This window comes from Clostridium sp., assembly GCF_051656525.1.
GTDB lineage: Bacteria > Bacillota > Clostridia > Clostridiales > Clostridiaceae > Clostridium.
This window is the reverse complement of sequence record NZ_JBOGCC010000229.1, coordinates 1-23,466: the sequence shown is the minus strand read 5'-3', so window position 1 is coordinate 23,466 and position 23,466 is coordinate 1. Positions and strand designations below refer to the sequence as shown.

Below are 23,466 nucleotides of genomic sequence, written 5' to 3'. Positions count from 1 at the left end.
CCAAAACCAAATGTCCCTGATGCACCTATTACTGGATTTTTAAAATCTATTCCATTTATATTTACTTTTAACATAGACTTTTCCCCTCCTAAAATTCTACTAATGCACCATTAAATACTGGCCCATCTTTACATGTTCTCTTATTTCCATCTTTTGTTTTGCATGTACACACTAAACATGCTCCAACTCCACATGCCATATGCTTTTCCATAGATACAAAAACTTTTGTATCTACTTCTTTACACATCTCTACAACTTTTTTCATCATAATTTCTGGTCCACAGCATAAAACCACATCATAGTTTTCTGGTTTAAAAATTTCTGTTACAAATCCTTTATGTCCATGCTTTCCTGTATTAGTAGAAATCTTAAGTTCATTTACATATTTCTTTAAATCTTCTGTTAAGTAAACTTCATCTCTAAATCCTGCATAAAAGTTTACTTCTTTATCTAATCCTTTTAGTTCTTTAGCAACTTGTAGCATAGGTGCAACTCCTATTCCACCTCCAACTAAAGCTACTTTTTTCTCATTAAAATCTAAATTAAATCCATTTCCTAAAGGTCCTGTTAATGTAATCTCTTCACCTTTTTTCATTTTTGAGAAATCCTTTGTTCCTTCTCCAACTACTGCATAAAGAAATACTAATTCATTTCCCTCTTTTTCACAAATACTTATAGGTCTTTGAAGATATGCTTTTTCACTCTTTAACATATAAAACTGTCCTGGCTTTATATTCTCCTCTTCTTTTACTACCATTTTATATATTGAAGGACTTATTTCTTCATTACTTAATATCTCTGTTTTTTTAAACTTCATTATAAATCCCCCTTAGCAATTACTGCATTTTTAATTTCATCTCTCATTCTTATTGCTTCTTCTCTAGCTGCATTTGCAAATTCTTTTTCATCTAATCCTCTATTTTTGTATGCTAAAAGAATTCCTCTTGATGAATTCACTACTCCGCCATTACCTTTATTTAAATACATCGCAACATCTTCTGCTTTTCCACCTTGTGCTCCATATCCTGGTATTAGGAAAAACATATTACTTAATGTTTGTCTTATCTTAGCTCCTTCTTCAATATGTGTACATCCTATAACTCCACCTATTGGTGTATATCCACATTCCCCTATAAGCTTTGTTCCCATTTCAGTTAGCTTTTCTCCAACTATATCATAAACATTTTTTCCATCTTCCGTCTTTATATATTCAATATCTTTAGCTCCACTGTTTGATGTTCTTACTAAGCTAAATACTCCTTTTTTTCCACTTTCTAAATATGGCATATATGGTTCTATACTATCCATCCCCATATATGGACTTAATGTTATAAAATCTGCTTCAAAATCTCCTTCAAAGTGAGCCTTTGCATACATTTTAGCTGTTGCAGCAATATCTCCTCTTTTAATATCTGCAATTATTATTAAATCTTTTTTTCTTAAATATTCTAAAGTTTCTTTATATGCCTCTAATCCTTCTATTCCTAAAGCTTCATAATAAGCTATTTGAACTTTAAAGCAACTTGCTACATCCTCTGTTTTATCTATTATTTCTTTATTAAATGCTACAATTGCATCCTTATTACTTCTGCCCTCTTTTAAAAATTCTGGTATATAACTTAAATCTGTGTCAAGTCCTACACAAACTATTCCTCTCTCTTCTACTCTCTTGTATAACTTATCTATAATTCTCATAATTACATATCCCCTTTATATAAAATATTTCCCTCTTTTATTGTCATTTTTACTTCACCATAAAATTTCATTCCTTCAAATGGCGTATTTTTTCCTTTTGAGTAAAACTTACTTCTATCTACTATTATCTCTTTATTTAAATCTAAAACTACTAAGTCTCCATCCATTCCTATACTTAAAGTTCCTTTATTCATTCCTAAAAGTTTAGCAGGATTTCTTGACATAAGTTCTGATAGTTTATTTATTCCTATTACTCCATCACGTACAAGCTTTGTGTAGCATATTGGAAATGCTGTTTCAATTCCAACCATTCCTGGTGCACCTTTTTTCTTATCCTCTTCTGTATGTGGTGCATGATCCGTACCTATAGAGTATACATCTCCATGTTTTATTGCTTTTAGTAAGAATTCTACATCTTCTTTTTCTCTAATTGGTGGATTTACTCTATAATCATTTATATCTTTTGTTAATGCTATATGATGTGGTGTTACTTCACAAGTAACTCTTGTTCCTTCACACTTCCCATCTATTATATATTTCATTGCTTCTTTAGTACTTACATGACACATATGAAGTCTTGCTCCCGTAACTTTAGCCAAAGTTATATCTCTCCATGTCATCATATTTTCTGCAAGTCTCATATCAGAATTTGAAAATTCTCTTGATTCTGCATGGGACATTACTACCCAATCATTTTTCTTTGCTATATTCATAGCATCTAACATAACTTTAGAATCAGCAACTCCTACCCCATCATCTGAAATAGCTTTTACTCTCTCATCATCTTTAAAATTTTCTAAATGTCCTATTGTTTTTCCATCAAAATTTTCTGTTATTGTTATACATTGATGTACATCAACTAAGTTTAAATCTTTTGCTTTTTTGTCTACATAATCTAATACTTCTTTAGTTGAACATATAGGTCTTGTGTTTCCCATTAAACAAACACCTGTATACCCGCCTCTAAGTGCTGCTCTAGCCCCTGTTTCTAAATCTTCTTTATAAGTAAATCCTGGATCTCTAAAATGTGCATGAGTATCTACAAAACTTGGCATTACAACAAAACCATTTGCATCTACTATTTCTACACCATCTTTTTTTATGTTTCTTCCTATTTCACTTATTTTCCCATTCTCTATATATAAATCTCCAATAAAATTTTGTGTACTATCTATTAGATTTGCATTTTTTATTAATATATTCATTTCCTTACCTCCACTACAATTTTGTTATATGATCACAATATTCACATCTATAAGATGCTGTATCTTTGTCTACTAATATAAAAGTTTGTGGTACATACTTCTCATCTCTAGTTATACAATTTCTATTTGTGCATTCTATTTCATTTATAACTCTTTCTTTTAGCGTTGGCTTAATTTTATTTATTAGCTTTTCATTTTCTATCTCATTTATTGTTATATTAGGTGAAATCATTGCTATTAAACTGTAGTCTAACTTCTCTGTTAACTCCATTTTTATAATATCTTTTTTCCCCATTGCATTGCTATCAACATTCATAATTAAAGCAACATTTATATTCTTTTTTTCTAATTCTAATTTATTAAATATCTTAATTCCACAACCTGCATTTATATGATCTATTACAATTCCATTCTTAATTCTAGTTATCTTCAACATTATTCTACCCCCAATAGCTTACATATAAGAGCCATTCTTGCATACATTCCAAACTCCGCTTGTTTAAAGTAAGCTGCTCTACTATCATTATCTACTTCCATAGTTATTTCATTTACTCTTGGAAGGGGATGCATAACTATCATATCTTCTTTTGCCATACTCATTTTTTCCGTATCTAAAATATAGCTATCTTTTAACCTTAAATATTCTTCTTCATTAAAAAATCTTTCCTTTTGGATTCTTGTCATATAAAGAATGTCTAATTCTCCTATTACATCTTCTAGTCTTTCAACTTCTCTAAACTTTATTCCTTTTTTATTTAAAATTTCATTTTTTATATACTCAGGTAAAGTTAATTCTTTTGGTGATATTAAAATAAATTCATTTCCTTTATATCTTGACATTGCTTTAATTAATGAATGAACTGTTCTTCCAAATTTTAAATCACCACATAAACCAATTTTTTTATTTTTCAAATCACCTTTTAAGGTTTTTATAGTTAGAAGGTCTGTTAAAGTTTGTGTTGGATGTTGATGACCTCCATCACCTGCATTTATAACTGGAACTTTTGAATAAAGACTTGCAACTCTTGCTGCTCCTTCTTTTGGATGGCGCATTGCAATTACATCTGAATAAATAGATACCATTTTTATTGTATCAGCTAAAGTCTCTCCTTTAGAAGCTGAACTTGAGTTTGGTTCTGAAAAGCCTAATACATTACCTCCAAGTCTCATCATCGCTGATTCAAAACTAAATCTTGTTCTCGTACTAGGTTCATAGAATAGTGTGGCTAAGATTTTACCATCACATACTTTAGAATATTTTTCTCTATCATTTATTATTTTTTCTGCTAAATCAAATATTTGATCAAGCTCTTCTAATTTTAGATCCATTGGATCTACTAAGTGTCTTCCTTTTAACATATCTATCACTCCTTTTCAACATCTCCGTGTTAAATTTAAAGGTATTTTTCTACAAAAAAAGCCTCCCTTAAGCTTAAGGAAGGCATAATAATCCCATTTAAATTTCTAATTGACTTCCTTACAAGCCTCACAGGGCTTAATTAAAGGTTATTTTATTAAGTGAATTGTATCACCTACGTAAAACTTTGTCAATATTTACATTCTATTATTTTAATCTTCAATCTCTACTTTTATTTTTCTACTAAAACTATAAATAATAGCTTTTATTAGTGAAATAATAAAATTTATTATTACATAGACCATAATGACTGTTGCTATAACTAATTCAAATACACCAAATCCTCTAAATACTAAAGCAACATCTGTATATCCTAAAAAGTCAAAATAAGTTGCTATTTTTAATATAGCCAAAACACTAATTGCGAGTGGGAATGTAAATCCCGCTTGAATAGGTGCAAATCCATTTTTCAATGCATTTGGTATTTTAAAGTAAACATATATTAAATTAAATATTGATGTCACAAATAATATTGCTAAAAGAATTATATTTGGAGTATTTGTTAATGCAAAATATCCAACAATACATAGACTTGCTGGTGTTGCTAAAACTCCAACTGAAGGCATTGCTGCATCCATAATTTTTTTCTTTTTAAATAATCTATATAACATAATTGGCCAAACTACTATGTATAAAACTAGTCCTACAATAAATAAGCCTTTTGATATATATGAAAATCCCATCATACTACCTGATACTGTTCCAACAACCATTCCTACTAATACGAAAAACCAACTTGGAACCATGTCTTCAATCTTAAATTTTCTAGCTCTAAAACCAAAAAACACTAAGAAAAATACTATATGTAATAACACCCCAACTAGCCATAAAATCCTTCCCATTAGCTTATCATATTGAACAATATAACCTGCTACTAAGAAAAGTGCCATATTGAATGTTGGGTAAAAACTTCCTAAAATAGGATTTTTCAACTCCTCAATTATTCTTCTTGGATAAAATATTACTTTTAAAACCATAAAGTATAATCCTATAATTGCAAATGTAATTGCTATGGGCTCTACAAATCCAAAACCAAAAACTTCAAAGCTCTTACTTAATGTAATAAATGCAAGGGATGCTCCACACATAGCTATAGGATAATTTTCTAATCTTCTAAATAAACTTCTCATATTTTACTGTTGCTATATCTAACAACTTCTCCTTTTTAAAATATTTACGTAAAAATATAAATATGTATGTATTTCTTTATACTTTTCTCTTTCATTTTAAACTATTACCTTATTTTTTTAAAGCCACCTTTCTTAAAAACTTATTTCTTTTATGATTTAAATTATCTTATCATAAAATGGGATTTGATTCAGATAGAGTTAAAACTCCATCTGAATCTCTAATCGAATTTATCTAGACGCATGTGCCTTTTTCCTCCACTTATAGAAGATTGGAAAAAATGCACTAGCTATCAGATAAAAAAGAGAGCCTTTATTAGCTCTCTTAACCTCTTTCCTTATTAACATAAATTATTTTTAATTTTTAATTCCAATTATTCATTATGCTATCCCAAGCCATTTTCCCACATTTCGCCAATGTAACTGTTCCATATACACTATTTGGAATATCTTGTGATAAAACTGTAAATACAAAATTTCCTTTTAATAATTGTATTAATGCTGTATCATTTTCAACACCTTTTTTATCACCAGTTTTACTTGAAATTTCATATTTCAAATCATCTGGAATATATAATGCTAATTTATTTCTTATTTGTTGTCTTCGTAATATATCAATAAGCATTGTGCTATTTTTCTTATCTAAAAAACTCGCATTATATAAATGCTTCCATATAACACCCAAATCCTTTGAAGATGTATAATTTTCTGTTTCTACTATAGACCTTTCATCAGCAGTCTTTCTATTTAAAACAGTATTTTTCAATCCCATTTCAATTATATCTTTATTTATTGTTTCAATTCCTATTATGTCTATAATTTTATTTGCTGCTGTGTTATCACTTTGAATAAGCATTGCTACTAATAATTCAAAGATTGTATAATCTCTTTCATTAAATTCATGAATAATTCCTGTTCCATACACTTTATCTGATATTTCTATTTTCACTTTATCTAAAAAAGTTGCATTACCTCTTTCTACATCTTTAATAAGTGAAACTGCTATAGGTAACTTCATGCATCCTGCACTTACCATTTTAACGTTTTCATTATATCCATAGGTAAATCCACTTGCTAAGTCTTCAAAATAAAATGAATACATTCCGATTCTTGATTCTAAATATTTTTTTATTTCTTTCATAATACCCTCCAGCTCTAAAAATTCTCTACCATATTTTTATTATAACATATTTTCAGAAAATTTTGAACTATTTAAAAAATTTGTTATATAAAGGCAAGATGTATACCTTGCCTTTTAATTATATTATATGCTTTATATTATGAAATTAATCACCAAAAGAAATTCCAATTGCTTTTGCTGTTTTTACAAGCTCACAATCCGCCTCTACATTTTTAGTTTTTTGACCTATCACATTTTCTAAACTGTCATGAGATAATTTATCACCTTTTAAACATACCATGTTTCCAAAAAGCCCTTGTTCTATTAATTCAACTGCTCCAACACCATATCTTGTTGATAAAATCCTATCAAACGTAGATGTATTTCCACCTCTTTGTGTATGTCCTAAAACTGTACATCTAACTTCATTTTCTTTTATTATTTTTTCTAAATCATCTGCAAGCTTATTTCCTATTCCACCTAATCTTATTGGATCTGGACTGTCTTCCACTATTTTTGATACTACAACTTCACCATCTTTTGGTTTAGCACCTTCTGCTACAGTAATTATAGTAAATGGTTTTCCATTTTCTTTTCTTTCATTTACTTTATCTACAATTTTGTTAATATCATATGGTATTTCAGGAAGTAATATTACATCTGATGAACCTGCAATTCCTGATTCTAAAGCTATCCAACCTGCTCCTCTTCCCATTACCTCACAAATCATTATTCTGTGATGAGATTCAGCTGTTGTATGTAGCCTATCTAATGCTTCAGTTGCTACATCTATTGCTGTATTAAATCCAAAAGTAACATCTGTTGATGCTAAATCGTTATCAATTGTTTTAGGTACCCCTATAACTTTAACTCCTTTTCTTGAAAAGTCTCTAGCAGATGTAAGTGTTCCATCTCCACCTATTACAACTAAAACATCAACGCCTTCTTTTTTTAAATTTTCCACTGCTACATCTGAAACATCTCTCTTTACTTTAACTCCATTTTCTTCTACTTGATAATCAAATAAATTATCTTTATTAGAGCTATAAAGGATAGTTCCTCCTCTATGAAGTATTCCAGATACATTCTCTAAGGTAAGATTCATATAATCATTATTATATAATCCTCTATATCCAAACTTGTATCCGACTACTTCTAATCCATAATTTAAAATAGCTGATCTAGTTACAGCTCTTATGACTGCATTTAGTCCAGGACAGTCTCCACCTCCTGTTAATAGTGCTATTTTTTTTACACCGTTATTCATCCTATAAATCCCCCTTTATACCATCGTATTTTTTAAATATTCTGACAATTTCTGATAAAATTTTTTACCTTTTATTAAAATATATTTTTAGGTAATTTTAGAAAATATTGTATACATATCCCTTTTTAATAATACCATATTTATCCTTTTTATAAAAGTTTTTTTATTTTCTTAAAAAAAATAAATCTAACTTAAAAATTTTCTAAGTTAGATTCATTATCTTTAAACAGCTGGTAAAACAATTATATTTGCAAATACTAATATTGCTAAAATAATTCCTACTACTACCCTATATACTGCAAATACTCTCATTGGCTTTTTCTTTAAGTATGCAACAAATTTTTCCATTACTATAAGTGCTACTATAAACGCCACTATAAATCCTATAGCTAATGCTATCCACTTTGATGTATTCATAATTGAAAAATCAAACTTTAATAAATCAAGCCCTGATGACCCAATCATAGCTGGTATTGCTAAAAAGAAAGAAAATTCTGCTGCTACTGGAGTTGACATTTTTGCAATCCATCCTCCCATAATTGTAGATGCACTTCTTGACATTCCAGGCCACATCGCAAAGCACTGTGCTATTCCTACTACTAACGCTTGCTTTGGAGTAATATCATCAATATCTTTAGCCATTGGTTTTTTCTTTCTATAAATATTTTCTATTACAAGAAGTAAAATCCCTCCAACTATAAATCCAATGATTACTGATTGCGGTTTAAATAACCCTTTTATTGCATCATGTAATGCAAATCCTACAAAAGCCGCTGGTATAGATCCTATAATTACATTTATTCCAAATCTAAATCCAGTTTTTCCTTCTCTTCCTCTCGTAAAAATATATTTAAAAAATTCAACTATACTGCTACTTATCTTTTTCCAATATAAAACTACAACTGCAAGTATTGCACCAAGTTGTATTACTACTGTAAACATATTAGCAAATTCTCCCCTAAAGCCAATAAGTTCACCTACTAAAATCATGTGTCCTGTTGATGATACAGGCACAAACTCTGTTATTCCTTCAACTATACCAATAATTATAGCTTGAAGTATTAAAATTAAATCTACCCCCACTAATCTTCCCCACTTTCATTTTTCTTTTAACCATTAAATTATAATTCTTTAACATTTTATTGTCTATATTAATTTTACTTTAATTTTTTTATGTAGTTATTCATTTTTGTCAATGTATAAAAATAGGCTGTCTATAAAACAGCCTATTTAACTATTTACTAGGAACATAACTTTTTAATAAAGTAATATTACCTTTTATTTTATATTCTCCTAGGTAAGCTGGAATAAGGATACTGTCTCCCATCTTTATTTCTAAAGTTTCTCCATTTCCTTCAACTTCTCCATTTCCTTCCACACAAGTAAATAAGAAAAATCTTTCTTTATCGCTTTTTTCAGTAAGTTCAGTTTTTACTTGATACTTTTCTATATTGAAAAATTCACTTTCACATAAAATTGTTTTATCATAACCTTCCATTTCAGTTTTATTTCCTTGTAAATTTTCACTTTTCAAACTGAAATCAATAACATCTAATGCTTTTTCTACATGAATTTCTCTTCCTCTATTATAATCATATACTCTATAGGTAGTATCGCTACTTTGTTGTATTTCAGCTATAGTAACACCTTCACATATAGCATGTACTAATCCACTAGGTACATAATACATATCACCTTTTTTAACTGAAACTTTATTTAGGTATTTATCTAAATCCCCTTCTTCAATTGCTTTTTTAAACTCTTCCTTTGTACAATTTTTAGTTCCAACTATAAGGCTCGCTCCTTCTTTAGCATCGACTACATACCATGCCTCTGTTTTTCCTAAATCATTTTCTGCTTTTTTTGCATACTCATCATCTGGATGAACTTGAACTGAAAGCTTATCATTTGAATTTATAAGCTTTATTAGTAATGGAAATTCTTCTGTACTTATTTTATCTCCAACTAACTTATGTCCATACTTTTCTATTATTTCCTTGAAATCCAAACCTTTAAGCTCTCCATTTCTAACTACTCCAGTTCCATTCTTATGACAAGCTATATCCCAGCTTTCTCCAATGACACCTTCTGTAACATTATCTCTAAATTTTTCAAAATCTCTTCCCCCCCATATTCTTTCATAATATAGGTTTTCAAATATTATTGGATACATAATTATCTACTCCTTCTCTATCTTTTGATTCATCTCATAACTAACTCTTTAAACCATCATCTTATTAAAAGTCAAATGAATCAAGAGTTTATTTTATATAAATTCCCCTTACTTCAATAGCTCTAAGTTTTCTAACTCCCAATTTGGATTGTTCGTTTCTGTAACTTCATTATGAACTTTCTCTATAAGAGATAAATTTGTCATTATTGTTTCTTTTACCTTTGTATCTGTACTCCATTTTATATTTTCATTTGCAGATTTTATATTACTATATGCTCTCCAAATGTTTTTTTCATATCTAGTATAATAGACTGCTGCATTATTTAAAGATTTTATGTTTTCACTATCTACTTCATAAGCTTTCCTTATATTCTTTATTCCTTCTTCATTATTTACTTCTTCTAAATACATAGTTCCAAGATAATTATAAAGTTCTCCATTAGATGGATTTACCATTAATGCATTCTCTAATGTTTGTATCGCAATCTCTTTTTCTTTTAATTCTTCAAGTGTTGCCTTTTGAATATAATTTTTATAATCATACCTCTCTATTTTAACTATAAAATTGATATAATTATAGGCTATATCAAACTTTTCTAAATCATTATAATATTTAGCACCTTTTTTTAGAATTTCTACACTGTATGGATTTCTAGTTAATCCTTCTCTTATATATGGACCTACTGTAACCTCTTTGTATTTTTTTATAAATCCCTTCATAAAAACCTCCCATTTATTCATATATATTTAATTTTATCAAAGCTTTATTAACTTTTATATGTTCAATATTTTTTATATCTTATTTTTAATTGAAATATAAGTCTTTAAGTTGTAATATATATTTAGATTTTAAAAATCTTTTCTTTTATTAAAGACTATTAATGACTTATTAAGTAAGGACGGTGAATATTATTAATATAAAATCTATTATAAGTATAATTTCTGGTAAGCTAGTATTATTCTTATCTAAAAACTTTTTAAAAGGTGGTAGTACTTTTCCTGGAAGAGTTGCTTTAAAACTTGATGGAAAAATTTTAAAAACTGTAGCTAAAGATTATAAAGTTATTCTTATTACAGGAACTAATGGTAAAACTACTACTACAAGTATGCTTTATAACATACTTAAAGAATCTGGATGTAGAGTTATAACAAATAATACTGGGGCAAATCTTTATCCTGGTATCGTTACTTGTTTTATTGATAACTTTAAATTTGGAAAATCTAATAAAAGAGCTTTTGCTGTAATTGAAGTTGACGAAGCTAATGTTAAGTTTATAACTGAGCATATAAAACCTGAACTTCTTACAATAACAAATCTTTTTAGAGATCAGCTTGATAGATATGGTGAAGTTTATACTACACTTTCTAAAATTATGGAAGGTTTAGTTAAAACTCCAAGCACAAGACTTATCTTAAATGGTGATGAATCTCTACTTGGTAAACTTGATTTACCTAATGAAACAAAATTCTATGGTTTCTCTGTTCCTATTAAGGAGGGAACTAAGCTTGAAGTAAATGCAGATGCTAAGTTCTGTAAGTTCTGTAAGGCACCATATGAATATAACTACATAACTTATAATCATCTTGGTGATTTCTATTGCCCAAGTTGTGGTTACAAACGTAGTGAACTTACTTATGCTGTTAAGGAAATTATTGATTTAGAACCTAATAGTTCTGAAGTTTTAATTAATGATGATGTAGTAAAAATTAGTCAAGCAGGTGCTTATAACATTTATAATGGTCTTTGTGCTTACGCTATGGCTAAAGAACTTTCTATGCCAACTGAAGCTATCTTAAAATCTCTTAGTAAACAAGATTCTAGTTTCGGTAGACAAGAAGTTATAAACATAGAGGACAAACAAGCTAAAATAATTCTTGTAAAAAATCCAGCAGGTTATAATCAAGCAATTGATACTCTTTGCTTAAATAAAGAGCCTTTCTCATGTCTTTTCATGTTAAATGATAATTATGCTGATGGTAGAGATGTGTCATGGATTTGGGATGTTGATTTTGAAAAACTACATGAACTTCCTATAAATGATATATTCATTTCTGGAATGAGAATGTATGATATGGCTGTAAGACTTAAAACAGCTGGTTTAAATGAAACTCACTTTAAAATTGAAGCTGATTATGAAAAGCTTACTGAAATGATTAAATCTTCTAAAGATAATAATTTCTATATCTTAGCTACTTATACTGCTATGATTAATTATAGAAAATATCTTCATTCAAAAGGCTATATAGAAAAACTTTGGTAAGGAGAAAATTTTATGGAAATTAATATTAGTCATCTTTATCCAGATCTTTTAAATGTTTATGGTGATGTTGGTAATATCCTTATCCTTAAGCAAAGAGCTGAAAGACGTGGAATAAAGGTAAATATAATAAATACTTCTCTTAATGACACTTTTAATCCTGAGGAATTTGATATTGTATTTTTTGGCGGTGGTCAAGATTATGAGCAATCTATCGTTTCTGAAGATTTAAAAACTGCTAAAAGAGAAGGACTTCAAAAATATGTTGAAGATGGTAAACTTCTTCTAGCTATCTGTGGTGGTTATCAATTACTTGGAAATTATTATAGAGCTCCAAATGGTGAAAAGCTTGAAGGATTAAAAATCTTAGATATTTATACTGAAGGTGGAGACACAAGATTTATCGGGAATACAGTAATTTATAATGAAGAGTTTGATCAAACATATGTTGGTTTTGAAAATCATTCTGGTAGAACTTATATAAATGACTTAAAGCCTCTTGGTAAATGTATTGAAGGTCATGGTAATAATGGTGAAGATGGATATGAAGGTTGCGTTTATAAAAATACTTTTTGTACTTATTTCCATGGTTCATTACTTTCAAAAAATCCAGAGCTTGCTGATAGATTTTTAACTCTTGCTTTAGAAAAAAAATATAATAAGGAAATTTCTTTAGAACCTTTAGATGATACATTAGAATTAAAGGCTAAAGAATATATTATTAATAGATTCAAAGAGAAAAAGTAGATTTTAAATCTACTTTTTTTCTTTAAACTTTCTATTTATTACTCTTGTATTTATTAAATATTCTATTTCTTCACTAGAAATTTGATCTAATGTTTTAAATGTATATCCTTTATTTTTATATGTATTTATTAATTCTTGAAGTGTACTAACTGTACTATCTTTTACATCTGTATCATGCATTAATACTACTTCAACTTTATATTTACCACAATTTTTTTTAAAATTATTTTTTAATTTATTAGCAGATACTACTACTGTTTCAGCATCACCTGAATCAACATTCCAATCAATATAATTTATTCCATTTTTATTTAGTTTATTTAATATATCATTTTTAATATTAAATGCTGAAACTTCATTTGTTGCACCACCTGGAAGTCTTACAAAGTTAAATTCATATTCTTCCCCTATAACTGCTTTTAAATTATTTTTACAATTATTTAAATCATAAAAATAGCTTTCTGTATTCTTATATATTTGCTCATAATTATGTACATTACAGTGAGGATATATTCCCATTTCACTATCTTTAAGCATTTCTAATTTATCTCTATATTTCACTGCATTTTTTCCTACAACAAAAAAGCTTCCTTTTATTTTATTTTTATTTAGAATCCATAAAACTCTTTCTGTATTAACTTTTGATGGTCCATCATCAAAAGTTAAATAAACTGTTTTCTCTAACTCACCTCCATTTGCAATATTATATTTTCCTACTGAAAAAAATAATACCATTATTACTAAAAAACCTAAAATCTTATACTTCTTCTTCAAAATATCACCCTCTCATATTCTATTGTTCCTCAAATATTTTATTTTATTAATAATTTGTAATAAATTTATATTTTTTTCATTATTGTTATTCTACTTTTTAAATGCTATACTCATTCTATGTATGTCCCACAAATAAATATTTAAAGATATGGAGAGATTGCTTTGACGAAAACAAATTTTTTAAACAAAAAAGGGGTACTTCTTAAATTTATCGCATTAATATTCACACTTTCTTTATTTTTACCCTTTTCTTTAGTAGCTTCTGCTGATACACCAGCACAAAATCCTACTACAACTGTTACTTCTGCAGAACCAAATATTACTGCAAAATATGCAATTACTATGGATTTAAAAACTGGTGAGGTTATTTACTCAAAAGATGCAGATAAAAAAGCTTATCCTGCTAGCTTAACTAAACTTATGACAGCACTTTTATTTGCTGAAAAAGCAAATAAAAATGATGCTATCCCATTTACAAAAGAAGCTAGCATTCAGCCACCTTATTCATTACATTCTAACTGGCCTGGTGTAAACATTAAAGTTGGACAAACTATGACTGCTAATGATGTTATGAAGTCACTTTTAATGTTTTCAGCAAATGATGCCGCTTATATGATTGCTGACTATGTTTCAGGAAATTCAGCAAACTTTGCAAAACTTATGAATGAAAAGGCAAAAGAATTAGGAATGACAGATACTCATTTTGTAACTGCTAATGGTCTTCAAAATGCTGACCATTATACAACAGCTTATGATTTAGCCATACTTTTAAGAGCTGCATTCGAAACCCCTTGGGTAAGAGAAGATATGGAGCTTAAAAATTCAAGTATCACTATTGCTGGTAAAAGAGTTGATTTAGTTAATAGAAATGAAACTTTAGGGGAGAATGGAAATATTGCTGGTAAAACTGGGACTACAAATGATGCCGGCAATTGTTTAGCTACTGTTTATAATAGAAACGGTAGAGACATTCTAGGAATAGTTCTTTTTTCTAATGATATGCGCACACCTGATCACAGATACTCTGATATGAATAAAATTATGGATTATAGCTTCAATGCTAAACCTGAAGTCTTTATGAAACCAGGGCAAACTATTGAAAATACAACTTTAAGCTATAAATTATTTGGTTTCTTTGGTCCTACTAAAGAAATAACTGCTCCAATTACTGTAGATAGTGATGTTATGTTATATAATAATAACTTTAATAAAACTCACACTAAAATTACATTTGATAATACTGGTGACAGTGCTTGGAAAGCAACTTCAAATGATAGTTTAAATTTAACACTTACATCAGGGCAATTCAAAGAAACAGTTAAGGGCTCTTTAGGTATATCTAAATTTGATTTATTTAAAGCTAATATCCTTGTTTACTTAGGTGTTCTTGTAGGTATAGTTCTAATTATAATACTAATTTTATTTATTATAAGAACAATCAATAAGAGACGTAGAAGAAGAACTCGTTACTCTTATTCAAATTATAAACGTAGATATTAAAAATAGGATTTGCAAATTTTGCAAATCCTATTTTCTTTTTCTTTGTTTATATTTTTTATTTCTAGTAATTTTTTCTTTTTTCTTCTTATTTATATTTTTAACCTCTTCCCTTTTCTTATCTATGTTAGAAGAAGTCTTTACCTTTTTTTCAACCTTCTTTTTCATTACTGAATATCCAAATTTCCCAATAGACTCTTGTGGCATTTCATAATATTCTCCATGACAATATGTAACAAGGTTTCCTTTTTCAAAATGGATTTTTCCTTTTTCGTCCATTAACTTTTCATCTATATGTGAGCATAAAACATCTGCTATTACTAAATCATGTGTACCTAAAGGAATTATTTGATTTACCTTACATTCAATAGATACAGGACATTCATTTATATAACTAGCTTCTATCTCATCACAAGGAATCATTGTAAAATCACATTCTTCCACCTTATCATTTGTTCTCCCACTTCTTACACCACAATAGTCTACTTTTTTAACTATATCACTACTTGGCATATTAACCACAAAACTCATATTTTCTTTTATATTTTCATAAGATAGTCTTTCTGGTCTAACCGAAATAGATAACATTGGTGGCTTTGTGCAAACTGTTCCTGCCCACGCTACTGTAAAAATATTATCCTTTCCTTCCTTATCTTTTGTTGATATCATAACTACTGGTACTGGATTTAAAACCACACTACCTTTAAATTTCTTTTTACTCATCACTTGACTCCCACTCTTTAAATTTTTCTTCATTCATCCCAAGTACTGCATCTTTACCATTTCTTACAATTGGTGATTTTATAAGCTTAGGATTTTTTAAAAGAATTTCTTCTTTCATTTCTATAGCTCTTATTTTATCTAAGTTAGATTTTTTATAATCTTTAGCATTTGTATTTATTAAATCATTTATTTTTATACATCTCTTTACATTATTAAGCTCACCTTTAGAGATTCCCTTTTCATCTAAATCAATTAAAGAATATTTTATTCTTCTCTCTTTAAAATATCTTTCAACCTTTTTTGTATCAAAACATTTTTTTCTTCCGAAAATTTGTATATTCATTCTACTCCTCCCAATTCTCAATTATATTTTGTATTTCTTCTAAACTTTCTATATAATAAGTTGGATTTGTTTTCTTCAAACTTTCTACATCTACCTCTGTATATGCTACACCACAAGTTTTAGTACCTGCATTTTTTCCACTCATTATATCATAGGGACTATCCCCTACCATTAATGCTTCACTTTTTAGTATTCCTAATTTTTCTAAAGCATATTCTACTGGTTCTCCATTTGGCTTATGTAAGCTTGTACACTCAGGACTTACTAACAAATCTATATATTCTAAAAGCCCTGTTACTTTAAGCCCTCTTTCTGCTACATCTCCTTTTTTAGATGTTACTATTCCAATTTTAATATTTTTATTCTTTAAATATTTTAATAAATCTTTAGCACCATAAAATGCTTCACATAACTCATCATGAATTTCTAAATTAAACTTTCTATATATCTTTATAAGATTATCTATCTCATGACTGTTTTTTGTTATCTTAGAAAAAGATTCTTCTAATGGTCTTCCATAATTTTCTCCAATTTGCTTTTTATCATATCCAAGCTTCAAAACTTCATTGAAAACATGATTAAAACTTCTATATACTAAATCATTTGTATTTATAAGTGTTCCATCTAAATCAAATAAAACTGCTTTTATCATTCTTTTCCCTCCATATAAGAATTATTTATTATTATAATATCACATAACTCTAATAAATTCTCTTTCCCCTTATTTGTATCTATCTTTCTTTTATTATATAATTTAATTGATGAATATTAAGTGAATTTTTAAAACAAGGAGTGTTGTTTTTGAATATAATCAAAACTAGAGATTTTTATTTTGATACTTTAAAAGGATTTTTAATAATTGTAGTAATTATTGGAAATACAATAGAATTTGCAGCTCCAACTAAAGTAAATACTCATTTTTTTATATTATTCTTATATATGTTTCATATGCCTCTTTTTACATTCATTTCAGGATACTTTTCTAAAAAAAGCAAGAGAACAACTGTAGAAAAAGTTAAACATACTTTTAAACTTTATGTTTTAGCCCAAATTATTTATGTAGCCTATTCAAACTTTATACAAAATAATAATTATGAACTTACATTACTATCTACACATTGGACATTTTGGTATTTACTAACTTTAACATGCCTTTATATAATTCAAGACTATATAAAAAATAAAAAACTTTGGCTTATTTTTTCTATAATGTTTTCATTATTAATTGGTTTTGATTCTAGCGTAGCAACTATTGGAAGTTTCTCAAGAACATTTTTCTTTCTTCCTTTTTTCATAGCTGGTTTAATGTTTGAAAAGAAGCATGTTGAATTTTTAAAATTAAAAAGAATCTCTCTTGGAGTACTTTCTATAATAATATTAGTGATACTTTATATTTTTAATGAGCAAATACCTATAGAATTACTTTTTGAATATACTAATTATGAAAGTTCTATTCATTTAGGATTTTTACCACTTTATGTTAGAATTTTTCATTTTATTGGAGCTTTTACTATTGGAGCTTTCATACTTTCTATAGTTCCAAATAAGCATTACTATATTTCTGAAATTGGGAAAAACTCGCTTCATATGTATTTAGTACATGCTATCACTATTCATACTGTTTATCCTTATTTAAGATTTAATAATATACTTCAAATTATTTTATCAGGAATATGTATTATTCTATGTTGTATTTTTGTTTCTAAAGCACTTATGTATGCCATTAATTTTTATGAAACATCAAATATTAAACTAAAAATAGATAATATTTCAAATAAAGACAAAAAGATATCTGTATAGATGTCTTTTTTTGTTTAACCAATTTAATTTTCATACATAAAATAGACTAAGATTAATTTTAAAATGAGGATTACAATATGAAAAAAATTATAAAAAAACTCTCTTTTATTTTAAGTATTTTTTTATTTACATTTATTTTAGTTAGCTGTAGTAATACTAATGAAGTAACTTCTTCTAAAAAAACAGTTAGATTAAATGAAGTTGTTCGTTCAGTTTTTTATGCACCTATGTATATTGCTATAAATGAAGGATATTTTGAAGATGAAGGTATAACTATTAACCTTTCAACAGGACAAGGTGCTGATAAAGTTATGCAGAATGTACTTTCAAAAAATGCTGATATTGGTTTTTGTGGACCTGAACAAATAATTTATATTTATAATCAAGGACGTGAAGATTTTCCTGTTCTCTTTGCACAACTAACACAAAAAGATGGTTCATTCTTAGTTTCTAGAAAAGATGAAAACTTCAAGTGGGAGAACTTAAAAGGAAAAGAAATTATAGGTGGCAGACCTGGTGGTGTTCCACAAATGTCTCTTGAATATGTTATAAAAGAAAATAATTTAAGTCCTAAAACTGACGTTAAATTACTTACAAATTTAGATTTTACAGCAACTGCCTCTGCTTTTAAAGCTGGTACTGGTGATTATGTATCTTTATTTGAACCAACTGCTTCTATGCTTGAAAAAGAAGGTAATGCCAAAATTGTAGCATCTATTGGAGAATCAGCTGGAAATATGCCATATACTTGTTTCTTCTCTACAAATTCATATATGAAAGAAAATCCTGAAACTATTCAATCTTTCACAAATGCAATTAAAAAAGGACAAGATTATTTCCATTTACATTCCTCAAAAGAAATAGCAGAAAATATATCTAGCTTCTTTCCTGGAACTGATCTAAATATATTAATTTCCGTTATTGATAATTACAAAGATATTGATGCTTTAGCTAAAGATCCAACAATTTCTGAAAAAGAACTTAATCATCTTATGGATATAATAAGAGACTATGATGAAAACTTAATAAAAACCACACCACCTTTTACTGATATCGTAAATAATACTTTTTCTAATAAAGCTTTAGCACCTTAAGAGGTAATTATGACATTGTTAAAAGTTATAAATATAGAAAAAAGATATCATTCAGATAAAGGTGAAGTTGAAGCTATAAAAAATATTAGCTTTACTGTAGATAGTGGTGAATATATTAGTATTCTTGGTCCTTCCGGTTGTGGAAAGTCAACTCTTTTAAATATTATGAGTGGACTTATATCACAATCCTCTGGAGAAATTTATCTAAATAATTTCCCCTTAAAAGATAATTTAGATAGTATTGGCTACATGTTTCAAAAGGATCATCTTTTTCCTTGGACCTCCATCTATAATAATATTATCCTTGGATTAAAAATTAGAAGACTTCTTTTTAAAGACAATCTAAAATATGTAGACTCCCTAATGAAAAAGTATGATTTAGACCAATTTAAAAATCATAAACCAAATGAAATTTCCGGTGGAATGCGTCAACGTGTTTCTTTAATTAGAACCCTTTCTTTAAATCCAGAAATTCTTTTCTTAGATGAGCCTTTTTCAGCACTTGATTATCAAACTAGATTAAATGTAGCAAATGATATTCATCAAATTATAAAAAGTGAGAAAAAAACTGCTATTATGGTCACTCATGATATAAGTGAGGCTATCTCTGTCTCCGATAGAATTATTCTCTTAAGTAAACGCCCTTCTATTATAAAGAAAATCATTCCAATTACTTTTGAAAATGCTACCACCCCCTTTTCTCGTAGAAATTCTAATGAATTTAAAAATTATTTTAACTATATTTGGAATGAAATGGAGGAGTAACTATGTCTAAAGAACATGAAGAATATTTACGTAAAATTAAAAAAGATAATATAAAAATAATATTTTTTAGAATTTCATTATTTTTAATTTTCATACTACTTTGGGAGGCTTTAACTAGATTAAAAATCTTAGATCCATTTCTAACTTCCTCTCCTTCTAGAATAGTAAATTCCTTTAAAGAATTTATTCAAAATGGAACTCTCTTCACTCATATTGGAATAACTTTATATGAGACTATTTTAGGTTTCACTTTAGGTACAGTCATTGGATTTTTAATTGCGCTACTTCTTTGGCTCTGTCCTAGACTTTCTAAAGTTTTAGACCCTTATCTTGTAGTTTTAAATGCACTTCCTAAAGTAGCTCTAGCTCCAATTATTTTATTCTGGATTGGTACTGGTACTTCAACCATTATTACTATGGCTCTTTTAATATCCTTAGTGACTACTATTTTAAATATTTTAACTAGCTTTAATGAAATTGATAGTGAAAAACTTTTACTTATGAAAACACTACACGCTTCAAAGCTTCAAACTGTTCTATACCTCATTTTACCTGCTTCCGTACCTTCTTTAATTGCCACCTTAAAGATTAATGTTGGTCTTTCTTGGGTTGGCGTTATTATGGGAGAATTCTTAGTTGCACGTGAAGGGCTTGGATTTCTCATAGTTTATGGTGGTCAAATTTCACAACTTGATATGGTTATGATGAGCATTGTAATTTTATCTATAATTGCATTTATAATGTATAAGATAATTAACGTTTTTGAGGTATATTTTATGAACAAAAGGTAAATTATAATTTATTTTAAAATTCCCTACTAGGCCTTTAGTTAGTAGGGTTTTACATATTTTTGTCATTCTTTTATATCGTTTTCATAGGTTCTGCTCTTATTATTGTCATTTTTCTCTTATTTACTTAGTATTCTTTAAGTGATAAAGTATTATTGAAATTATAGAGAAGAAGGAGGAACTGTCACATGAAACTATTTAGAGAAGCTTTAATAATTTTAATTATTTATATTATTGGCGAAGTAATTTCAGGTTTAACTCATATTCCAGTTCCAGGAAACATTATTGCAATGATTATTTTATTTATTGCGTTATGTCTAAAAATTGTCAAAGTCGAGCAAATTGATACTATAAGTAACTTTTTCCTAGACCATTTAGCTTTTTTCTTTTTACCTGCAGGAGTTGCTGTTATGAATTCCTTTGGTTTAATCAAGGCTAATATTGTTCAAATTTTGATAGTTTGCCTAGTTACAACTGCAGTTACTATGACAATAACTGGTTTAGCTGTTCAATCCATTGCAAACAAAATGGACAAAAAGAAAAATTTAAAAGAAACTAATTAGGAATACAAAAAGGAAGTGTAATACATATGTCAACCTTATCGCATATATTAATATATAATGATTTATTTGGTATTGTTATATCACTTATAGCTTATGAAATAGGTATTCTTTTATACAGAAAAACAAATTTACCTATATTTAATCCATTATTAATCGCTATTATTTTAGTTATAGGATTTTTATTAATTTTCCACATAAGCTTTAAAACATATAATGAAGGAGCTCAATTTATAAATCTATTCTTAGCTCCATCAACTGTCGTTTTAGCAGTACCGCTTTACAAACAAATTGATAGATTAAAAGAAAATTTAGTTCCAATAATTGTTGGAATACTTTGCGGAAGTGGCGGAGGAATTATATCAATATTCTTACTTTCACACTTTGTAGGATTAGATAAACAAATGATTGCCTCATTAATGGCTAAATCAGTAACTACTCCTATTGCAATATCAGTAACTGCTGAATTACATGGTATAATTCCTGTAACTGTTCTAGCTGTTATTACGACTGGTATAATAGGTGCCGTAATTCATCCTATTATTGCTAAAGTATTTAAAATTAAAAATAAGATTGCCGTTGGACTTTCACTTGGTACATCTGCACATGCAATTGGTACTACAAAAGCATTAGAAATTGGTGAAACTGAAGGCGCTATGAGTTCTCTTGCTATTGGTGTTAATGGTATTATAACTGTTATCCTTGCACCAATTATATTTTCAATTGGAATGGCTATTTTTGCAATGATTTAAGAAAATTTAAAGCCTAGATAGTAAAATGTGTTTCATTTTACTATCTAGGCTTCTCTTTACTTATTAAAAATCTCTTCTACATGTCCTTTAACTTTAACTTTTCTATAGATATCAATTATTTTTCCATCTTCATCTATTATGAATGTACTTCTCTCAATTCCAAATACTTTTTTTCCAAACATATTTTTCTCTTTCATTACCCCATAAAGATTACAAATTTCTTCGCTTCCGTCAGATATTAAAAGAAATGGTAATTCATACTTTTCTATAAACTTATTATGTGACTTTACTGTATCTCTTGATACACCTATTATAACTGTATTTTTATCTAAAAACTTCTCATTATATTCTTTAAAATCTTGTGCTTCTAATGAACATCCCGGTGTATTATCCTTTGGATAAAAATATAATATTACTCTCTTTCCTTTATAATCACTTAAGTTATGTTTTTTTTCGTCTGAACCTATCCCATTAAACTTCGGTGCTAAATCTCCAATTTTCAATATACTATCTTCCATTGTACTTATCTCCTTTTATTTAATATTAATTATTATATAATATACATTTATTATTATCAAGATATTATTTTATTTTGACAAAAAAAATCTATAAAATAATCTTAACAATTATTTTATAGATTTAATTATAAATAGACTTTTATACTACATTAAAGGAGCAACAAGCCTTGCAATTTTTTCAAGTACTTTTGAAGTTTTTGATCTATTATTAAAATCTTCTCTTGTAAGTTTCCTACAAAATTTCATATCGTCTCTAAACTTCATCTCAAGTTCTTTAGTTTTTTCTTCACTATAAATAATTCCATTAGTTTCAAAATTAAGTTTAAAACTTCTATAATCCATATTAGCTGTTCCCACACTTGAAACTTCTGAATCTACAGCTATTGTTTTTGCATGAATAAATCCATTATCATACATATAAATATTTATTCCATAGTCTAATAGCACATCTATATAATTATTTGCAACCCATGGAATAAAGAAGTGGTCTGGTTTTCCAGGTAGCATAATATTTACTTCAACACCAGATAACCCTGCTAATTTTAAAGAATCTAAAATTGACTCATCTGGAACTAGATACGGTGTCTGCATACATATACTCTTTGTTGCCTTATTCATAATTTTCATATAAGCATTTTTAATATGCTCTTTTTCTTCATCTGGACCTGAGGCAACTATTTGCATAGCTATTTTATCACTATTCCCGTCTACTGGCTCTATCTCAAAGTATTTACCAAAGCTTTCATCAATATCTTGCTTTTTAGTATATGTCCAATCTAATATGAATCTTGACTCGATACTCTTTAATACTTCACCTCTTAATTTCATGTGAGTATCTCTCCA

26 protein-coding genes are annotated in these 23,466 nt (G+C 28.0%); 9 read left to right on the top strand and 17 right to left on the bottom strand.

Going from position 1 to position 23,466, the window contains the following annotated elements:
- Nucleotides 1-88: 88 nt before the first annotated feature.
- From ACRDDY_RS11285 to ACRDDY_RS11235, 11 genes are all read right to left on the bottom strand, one after another.
- A complete protein-coding gene (locus ACRDDY_RS11285; RefSeq protein WP_438565053.1) occupies nucleotides 89-817 on the bottom strand; it encodes a dihydroorotate dehydrogenase electron transfer subunit in 729 nt (242 codons plus the stop codon).
- Nucleotides 817-1,695, bottom strand: coding sequence for an orotidine-5'-phosphate decarboxylase (pyrF, locus tag ACRDDY_RS11280; protein ID WP_438565052.1), 879 nt, complete (start codon nucleotides 1,693-1,695; stop codon nucleotides 817-819). The genes ACRDDY_RS11285 and pyrF overlap by 1 nt, the downstream gene beginning before the upstream one ends.
- 2 nt (nucleotides 1,696-1,697) lie before the next feature.
- Nucleotides 1,698-2,900: a dihydroorotase gene (locus tag ACRDDY_RS11275; protein ID WP_438565051.1), complete on the bottom strand. Its 1,203-nt coding sequence runs from the start codon at nucleotides 2,898-2,900 to the stop codon at nucleotides 1,698-1,700.
- Nucleotides 2,901-2,913: 13 nt separating this feature from the next.
- Entirely contained in the window at nucleotides 2,914-3,336 is a 423-nt protein-coding gene (locus ACRDDY_RS11270) for an aspartate carbamoyltransferase regulatory subunit (RefSeq protein ID WP_438565050.1), read from the bottom strand.
- Nucleotides 3,336-4,259 carry an aspartate carbamoyltransferase gene (gene pyrB / locus ACRDDY_RS11265; RefSeq protein WP_438565049.1) on the bottom strand — a complete coding sequence of 308 codons (924 nt, stop codon included), beginning with the start codon at nucleotides 4,257-4,259 and terminating at the stop codon, nucleotides 3,336-3,338. Before pyrB ends, ACRDDY_RS11270 begins: the two co-directional genes overlap by 1 nt.
- A gap of 210 nt (nucleotides 4,260-4,469) precedes the next feature.
- On the bottom strand, nucleotides 4,470-5,447 hold the full coding sequence (locus ACRDDY_RS11260) for a TDT family transporter (RefSeq protein ID WP_438565048.1): 978 nt from the start codon (nucleotides 5,445-5,447) through the stop codon (nucleotides 4,470-4,472).
- 361 nt (nucleotides 5,448-5,808) lie between these two features.
- The gene (locus ACRDDY_RS11255; protein ID WP_438565047.1) at nucleotides 5,809-6,585 is read right to left on the bottom strand and encodes a serine hydrolase; all 777 of its coding nucleotides are present in this window, start codon (nucleotides 6,583-6,585) and stop codon (nucleotides 5,809-5,811) included.
- 145 nt (nucleotides 6,586-6,730) lie between these two features.
- Nucleotides 6,731-7,831 (bottom strand): 6-phosphofructokinase, encoded by a 1,101-nt coding sequence (locus ACRDDY_RS11250; RefSeq protein WP_438565046.1) that lies wholly within the window; start codon nucleotides 7,829-7,831, stop codon nucleotides 6,731-6,733.
- Between the two features lie 222 nt (nucleotides 7,832-8,053).
- Nucleotides 8,054-8,914, bottom strand: coding sequence for an undecaprenyl-diphosphate phosphatase (locus tag ACRDDY_RS11245; protein ID WP_438565045.1), 861 nt, complete (start codon nucleotides 8,912-8,914; stop codon nucleotides 8,054-8,056).
- 151 nt (nucleotides 8,915-9,065) lie between these two features.
- On the bottom strand, nucleotides 9,066-10,004 hold the full coding sequence (gene manA / locus ACRDDY_RS11240) for a mannose-6-phosphate isomerase, class I (RefSeq protein ID WP_438565044.1): 939 nt from the start codon (nucleotides 10,002-10,004) through the stop codon (nucleotides 9,066-9,068).
- 108 nt (nucleotides 10,005-10,112) lie between these two features.
- A complete protein-coding gene (locus ACRDDY_RS11235) occupies nucleotides 10,113-10,724 on the bottom strand; it encodes a tetratricopeptide repeat protein (protein ID WP_438565043.1) in 612 nt (203 codons plus the stop codon).
- A gap of 182 nt (nucleotides 10,725-10,906) precedes the next feature.
- On the opposite strand from ACRDDY_RS11235, the gene ACRDDY_RS11230 reads away from it, so the two are divergent.
- Entirely contained in the window at nucleotides 10,907-12,265 is a 1,359-nt protein-coding gene (locus ACRDDY_RS11230; protein ID WP_438565042.1) for a MurT ligase domain-containing protein, read from the top strand.
- Nucleotides 12,266-12,277: 12 nt separating this feature from the next.
- Nucleotides 12,278-13,009 (top strand): type 1 glutamine amidotransferase, encoded by a 732-nt coding sequence (locus tag ACRDDY_RS11225; RefSeq protein WP_438565041.1) that lies wholly within the window; start codon nucleotides 12,278-12,280, stop codon nucleotides 13,007-13,009.
- Nucleotides 13,010-13,018: 9 nt separating this feature from the next.
- Here ACRDDY_RS11225 and ACRDDY_RS11220 read toward each other — a convergent pair whose 3' ends face one another.
- Nucleotides 13,019-13,783 carry a polysaccharide deacetylase family protein gene (locus tag ACRDDY_RS11220; protein ID WP_438565040.1) on the bottom strand — a complete coding sequence of 255 codons (765 nt, stop codon included), beginning with the start codon at nucleotides 13,781-13,783 and terminating at the stop codon, nucleotides 13,019-13,021.
- A 162-nt stretch (nucleotides 13,784-13,945) separates the two neighbouring features.
- Between ACRDDY_RS11220 and ACRDDY_RS11215 the strand changes: the two genes are divergently transcribed.
- Nucleotides 13,946-15,283 (top strand): D-alanyl-D-alanine carboxypeptidase family protein, encoded by a 1,338-nt coding sequence (locus tag ACRDDY_RS11215; RefSeq protein WP_438565039.1) that lies wholly within the window; start codon nucleotides 13,946-13,948, stop codon nucleotides 15,281-15,283.
- Between the two features lie 27 nt (nucleotides 15,284-15,310).
- Here the strand turns inward: ACRDDY_RS11215 and ACRDDY_RS11210 are convergent, their stop codons facing one another.
- The 3 genes from ACRDDY_RS11210 to ppaX are packed head-to-tail and all read right to left on the bottom strand — an operon-like array spanning nucleotide 15,311 to nucleotide 16,998.
- Nucleotides 15,311-16,003: a flavin reductase family protein gene (locus ACRDDY_RS11210; RefSeq protein ID WP_438565038.1), complete on the bottom strand. Its 693-nt coding sequence runs from the start codon at nucleotides 16,001-16,003 to the stop codon at nucleotides 15,311-15,313.
- Nucleotides 15,996-16,346 (bottom strand): arsenate reductase family protein, encoded by a 351-nt coding sequence (locus ACRDDY_RS11205; RefSeq protein ID WP_438565037.1) that lies wholly within the window; start codon nucleotides 16,344-16,346, stop codon nucleotides 15,996-15,998. The genes ACRDDY_RS11210 and ACRDDY_RS11205 overlap by 8 nt, the downstream gene beginning before the upstream one ends.
- 1 nt (nucleotide 16,347) lies before the next feature.
- On the bottom strand, nucleotides 16,348-16,998 hold the full coding sequence (ppaX, locus tag ACRDDY_RS11200) for a pyrophosphatase PpaX (protein WP_438565036.1): 651 nt from the start codon (nucleotides 16,996-16,998) through the stop codon (nucleotides 16,348-16,350).
- Between the two features lie 149 nt (nucleotides 16,999-17,147).
- Between ppaX and ACRDDY_RS11195 the strand changes: the two genes are divergently transcribed.
- From ACRDDY_RS11195 to ACRDDY_RS11170, 6 genes are all read left to right on the top strand, one after another.
- Nucleotides 17,148-18,146: an acyltransferase family protein gene (locus tag ACRDDY_RS11195; protein WP_438565035.1), complete on the top strand. Its 999-nt coding sequence runs from the start codon at nucleotides 17,148-17,150 to the stop codon at nucleotides 18,144-18,146.
- A gap of 77 nt (nucleotides 18,147-18,223) precedes the next feature.
- The gene (locus tag ACRDDY_RS11190; RefSeq protein ID WP_438565034.1) at nucleotides 18,224-19,240 is read left to right on the top strand and encodes an ABC transporter substrate-binding protein; all 1,017 of its coding nucleotides are present in this window, start codon (nucleotides 18,224-18,226) and stop codon (nucleotides 19,238-19,240) included.
- Between the two features lie 9 nt (nucleotides 19,241-19,249).
- Complete coding sequence (locus tag ACRDDY_RS11185; RefSeq protein ID WP_438565033.1) at nucleotides 19,250-20,005, top strand: ABC transporter ATP-binding protein; 756 nt, start codon at nucleotides 19,250-19,252, stop codon at nucleotides 20,003-20,005.
- Nucleotides 20,006-20,007: 2 nt separating this feature from the next.
- On the top strand, nucleotides 20,008-20,796 hold the full coding sequence (locus ACRDDY_RS11180) for an ABC transporter permease (protein WP_438565032.1): 789 nt from the start codon (nucleotides 20,008-20,010) through the stop codon (nucleotides 20,794-20,796).
- Between the two features lie 185 nt (nucleotides 20,797-20,981).
- Nucleotides 20,982-21,356 (top strand): CidA/LrgA family protein, encoded by a 375-nt coding sequence (locus tag ACRDDY_RS11175; RefSeq protein WP_438565031.1) that lies wholly within the window; start codon nucleotides 20,982-20,984, stop codon nucleotides 21,354-21,356.
- Nucleotides 21,357-21,382: 26 nt separating this feature from the next.
- Nucleotides 21,383-22,105 (top strand): LrgB family protein, encoded by a 723-nt coding sequence (locus ACRDDY_RS11170; RefSeq protein WP_438565030.1) that lies wholly within the window; start codon nucleotides 21,383-21,385, stop codon nucleotides 22,103-22,105.
- Between the two features lie 56 nt (nucleotides 22,106-22,161).
- Here the strand turns inward: ACRDDY_RS11170 and ACRDDY_RS11165 are convergent, their stop codons facing one another.
- Entirely contained in the window at nucleotides 22,162-22,623 is a 462-nt protein-coding gene (locus ACRDDY_RS11165; protein WP_438565029.1) for a peroxiredoxin, read from the bottom strand.
- A 144-nt stretch (nucleotides 22,624-22,767) separates the two neighbouring features.
- The coding region (locus tag ACRDDY_RS11160; protein ID WP_438565028.1) for a phospholipase D-like domain-containing protein at nucleotides 22,768-23,466 on the bottom strand (699 nt) is incomplete at its 5' end.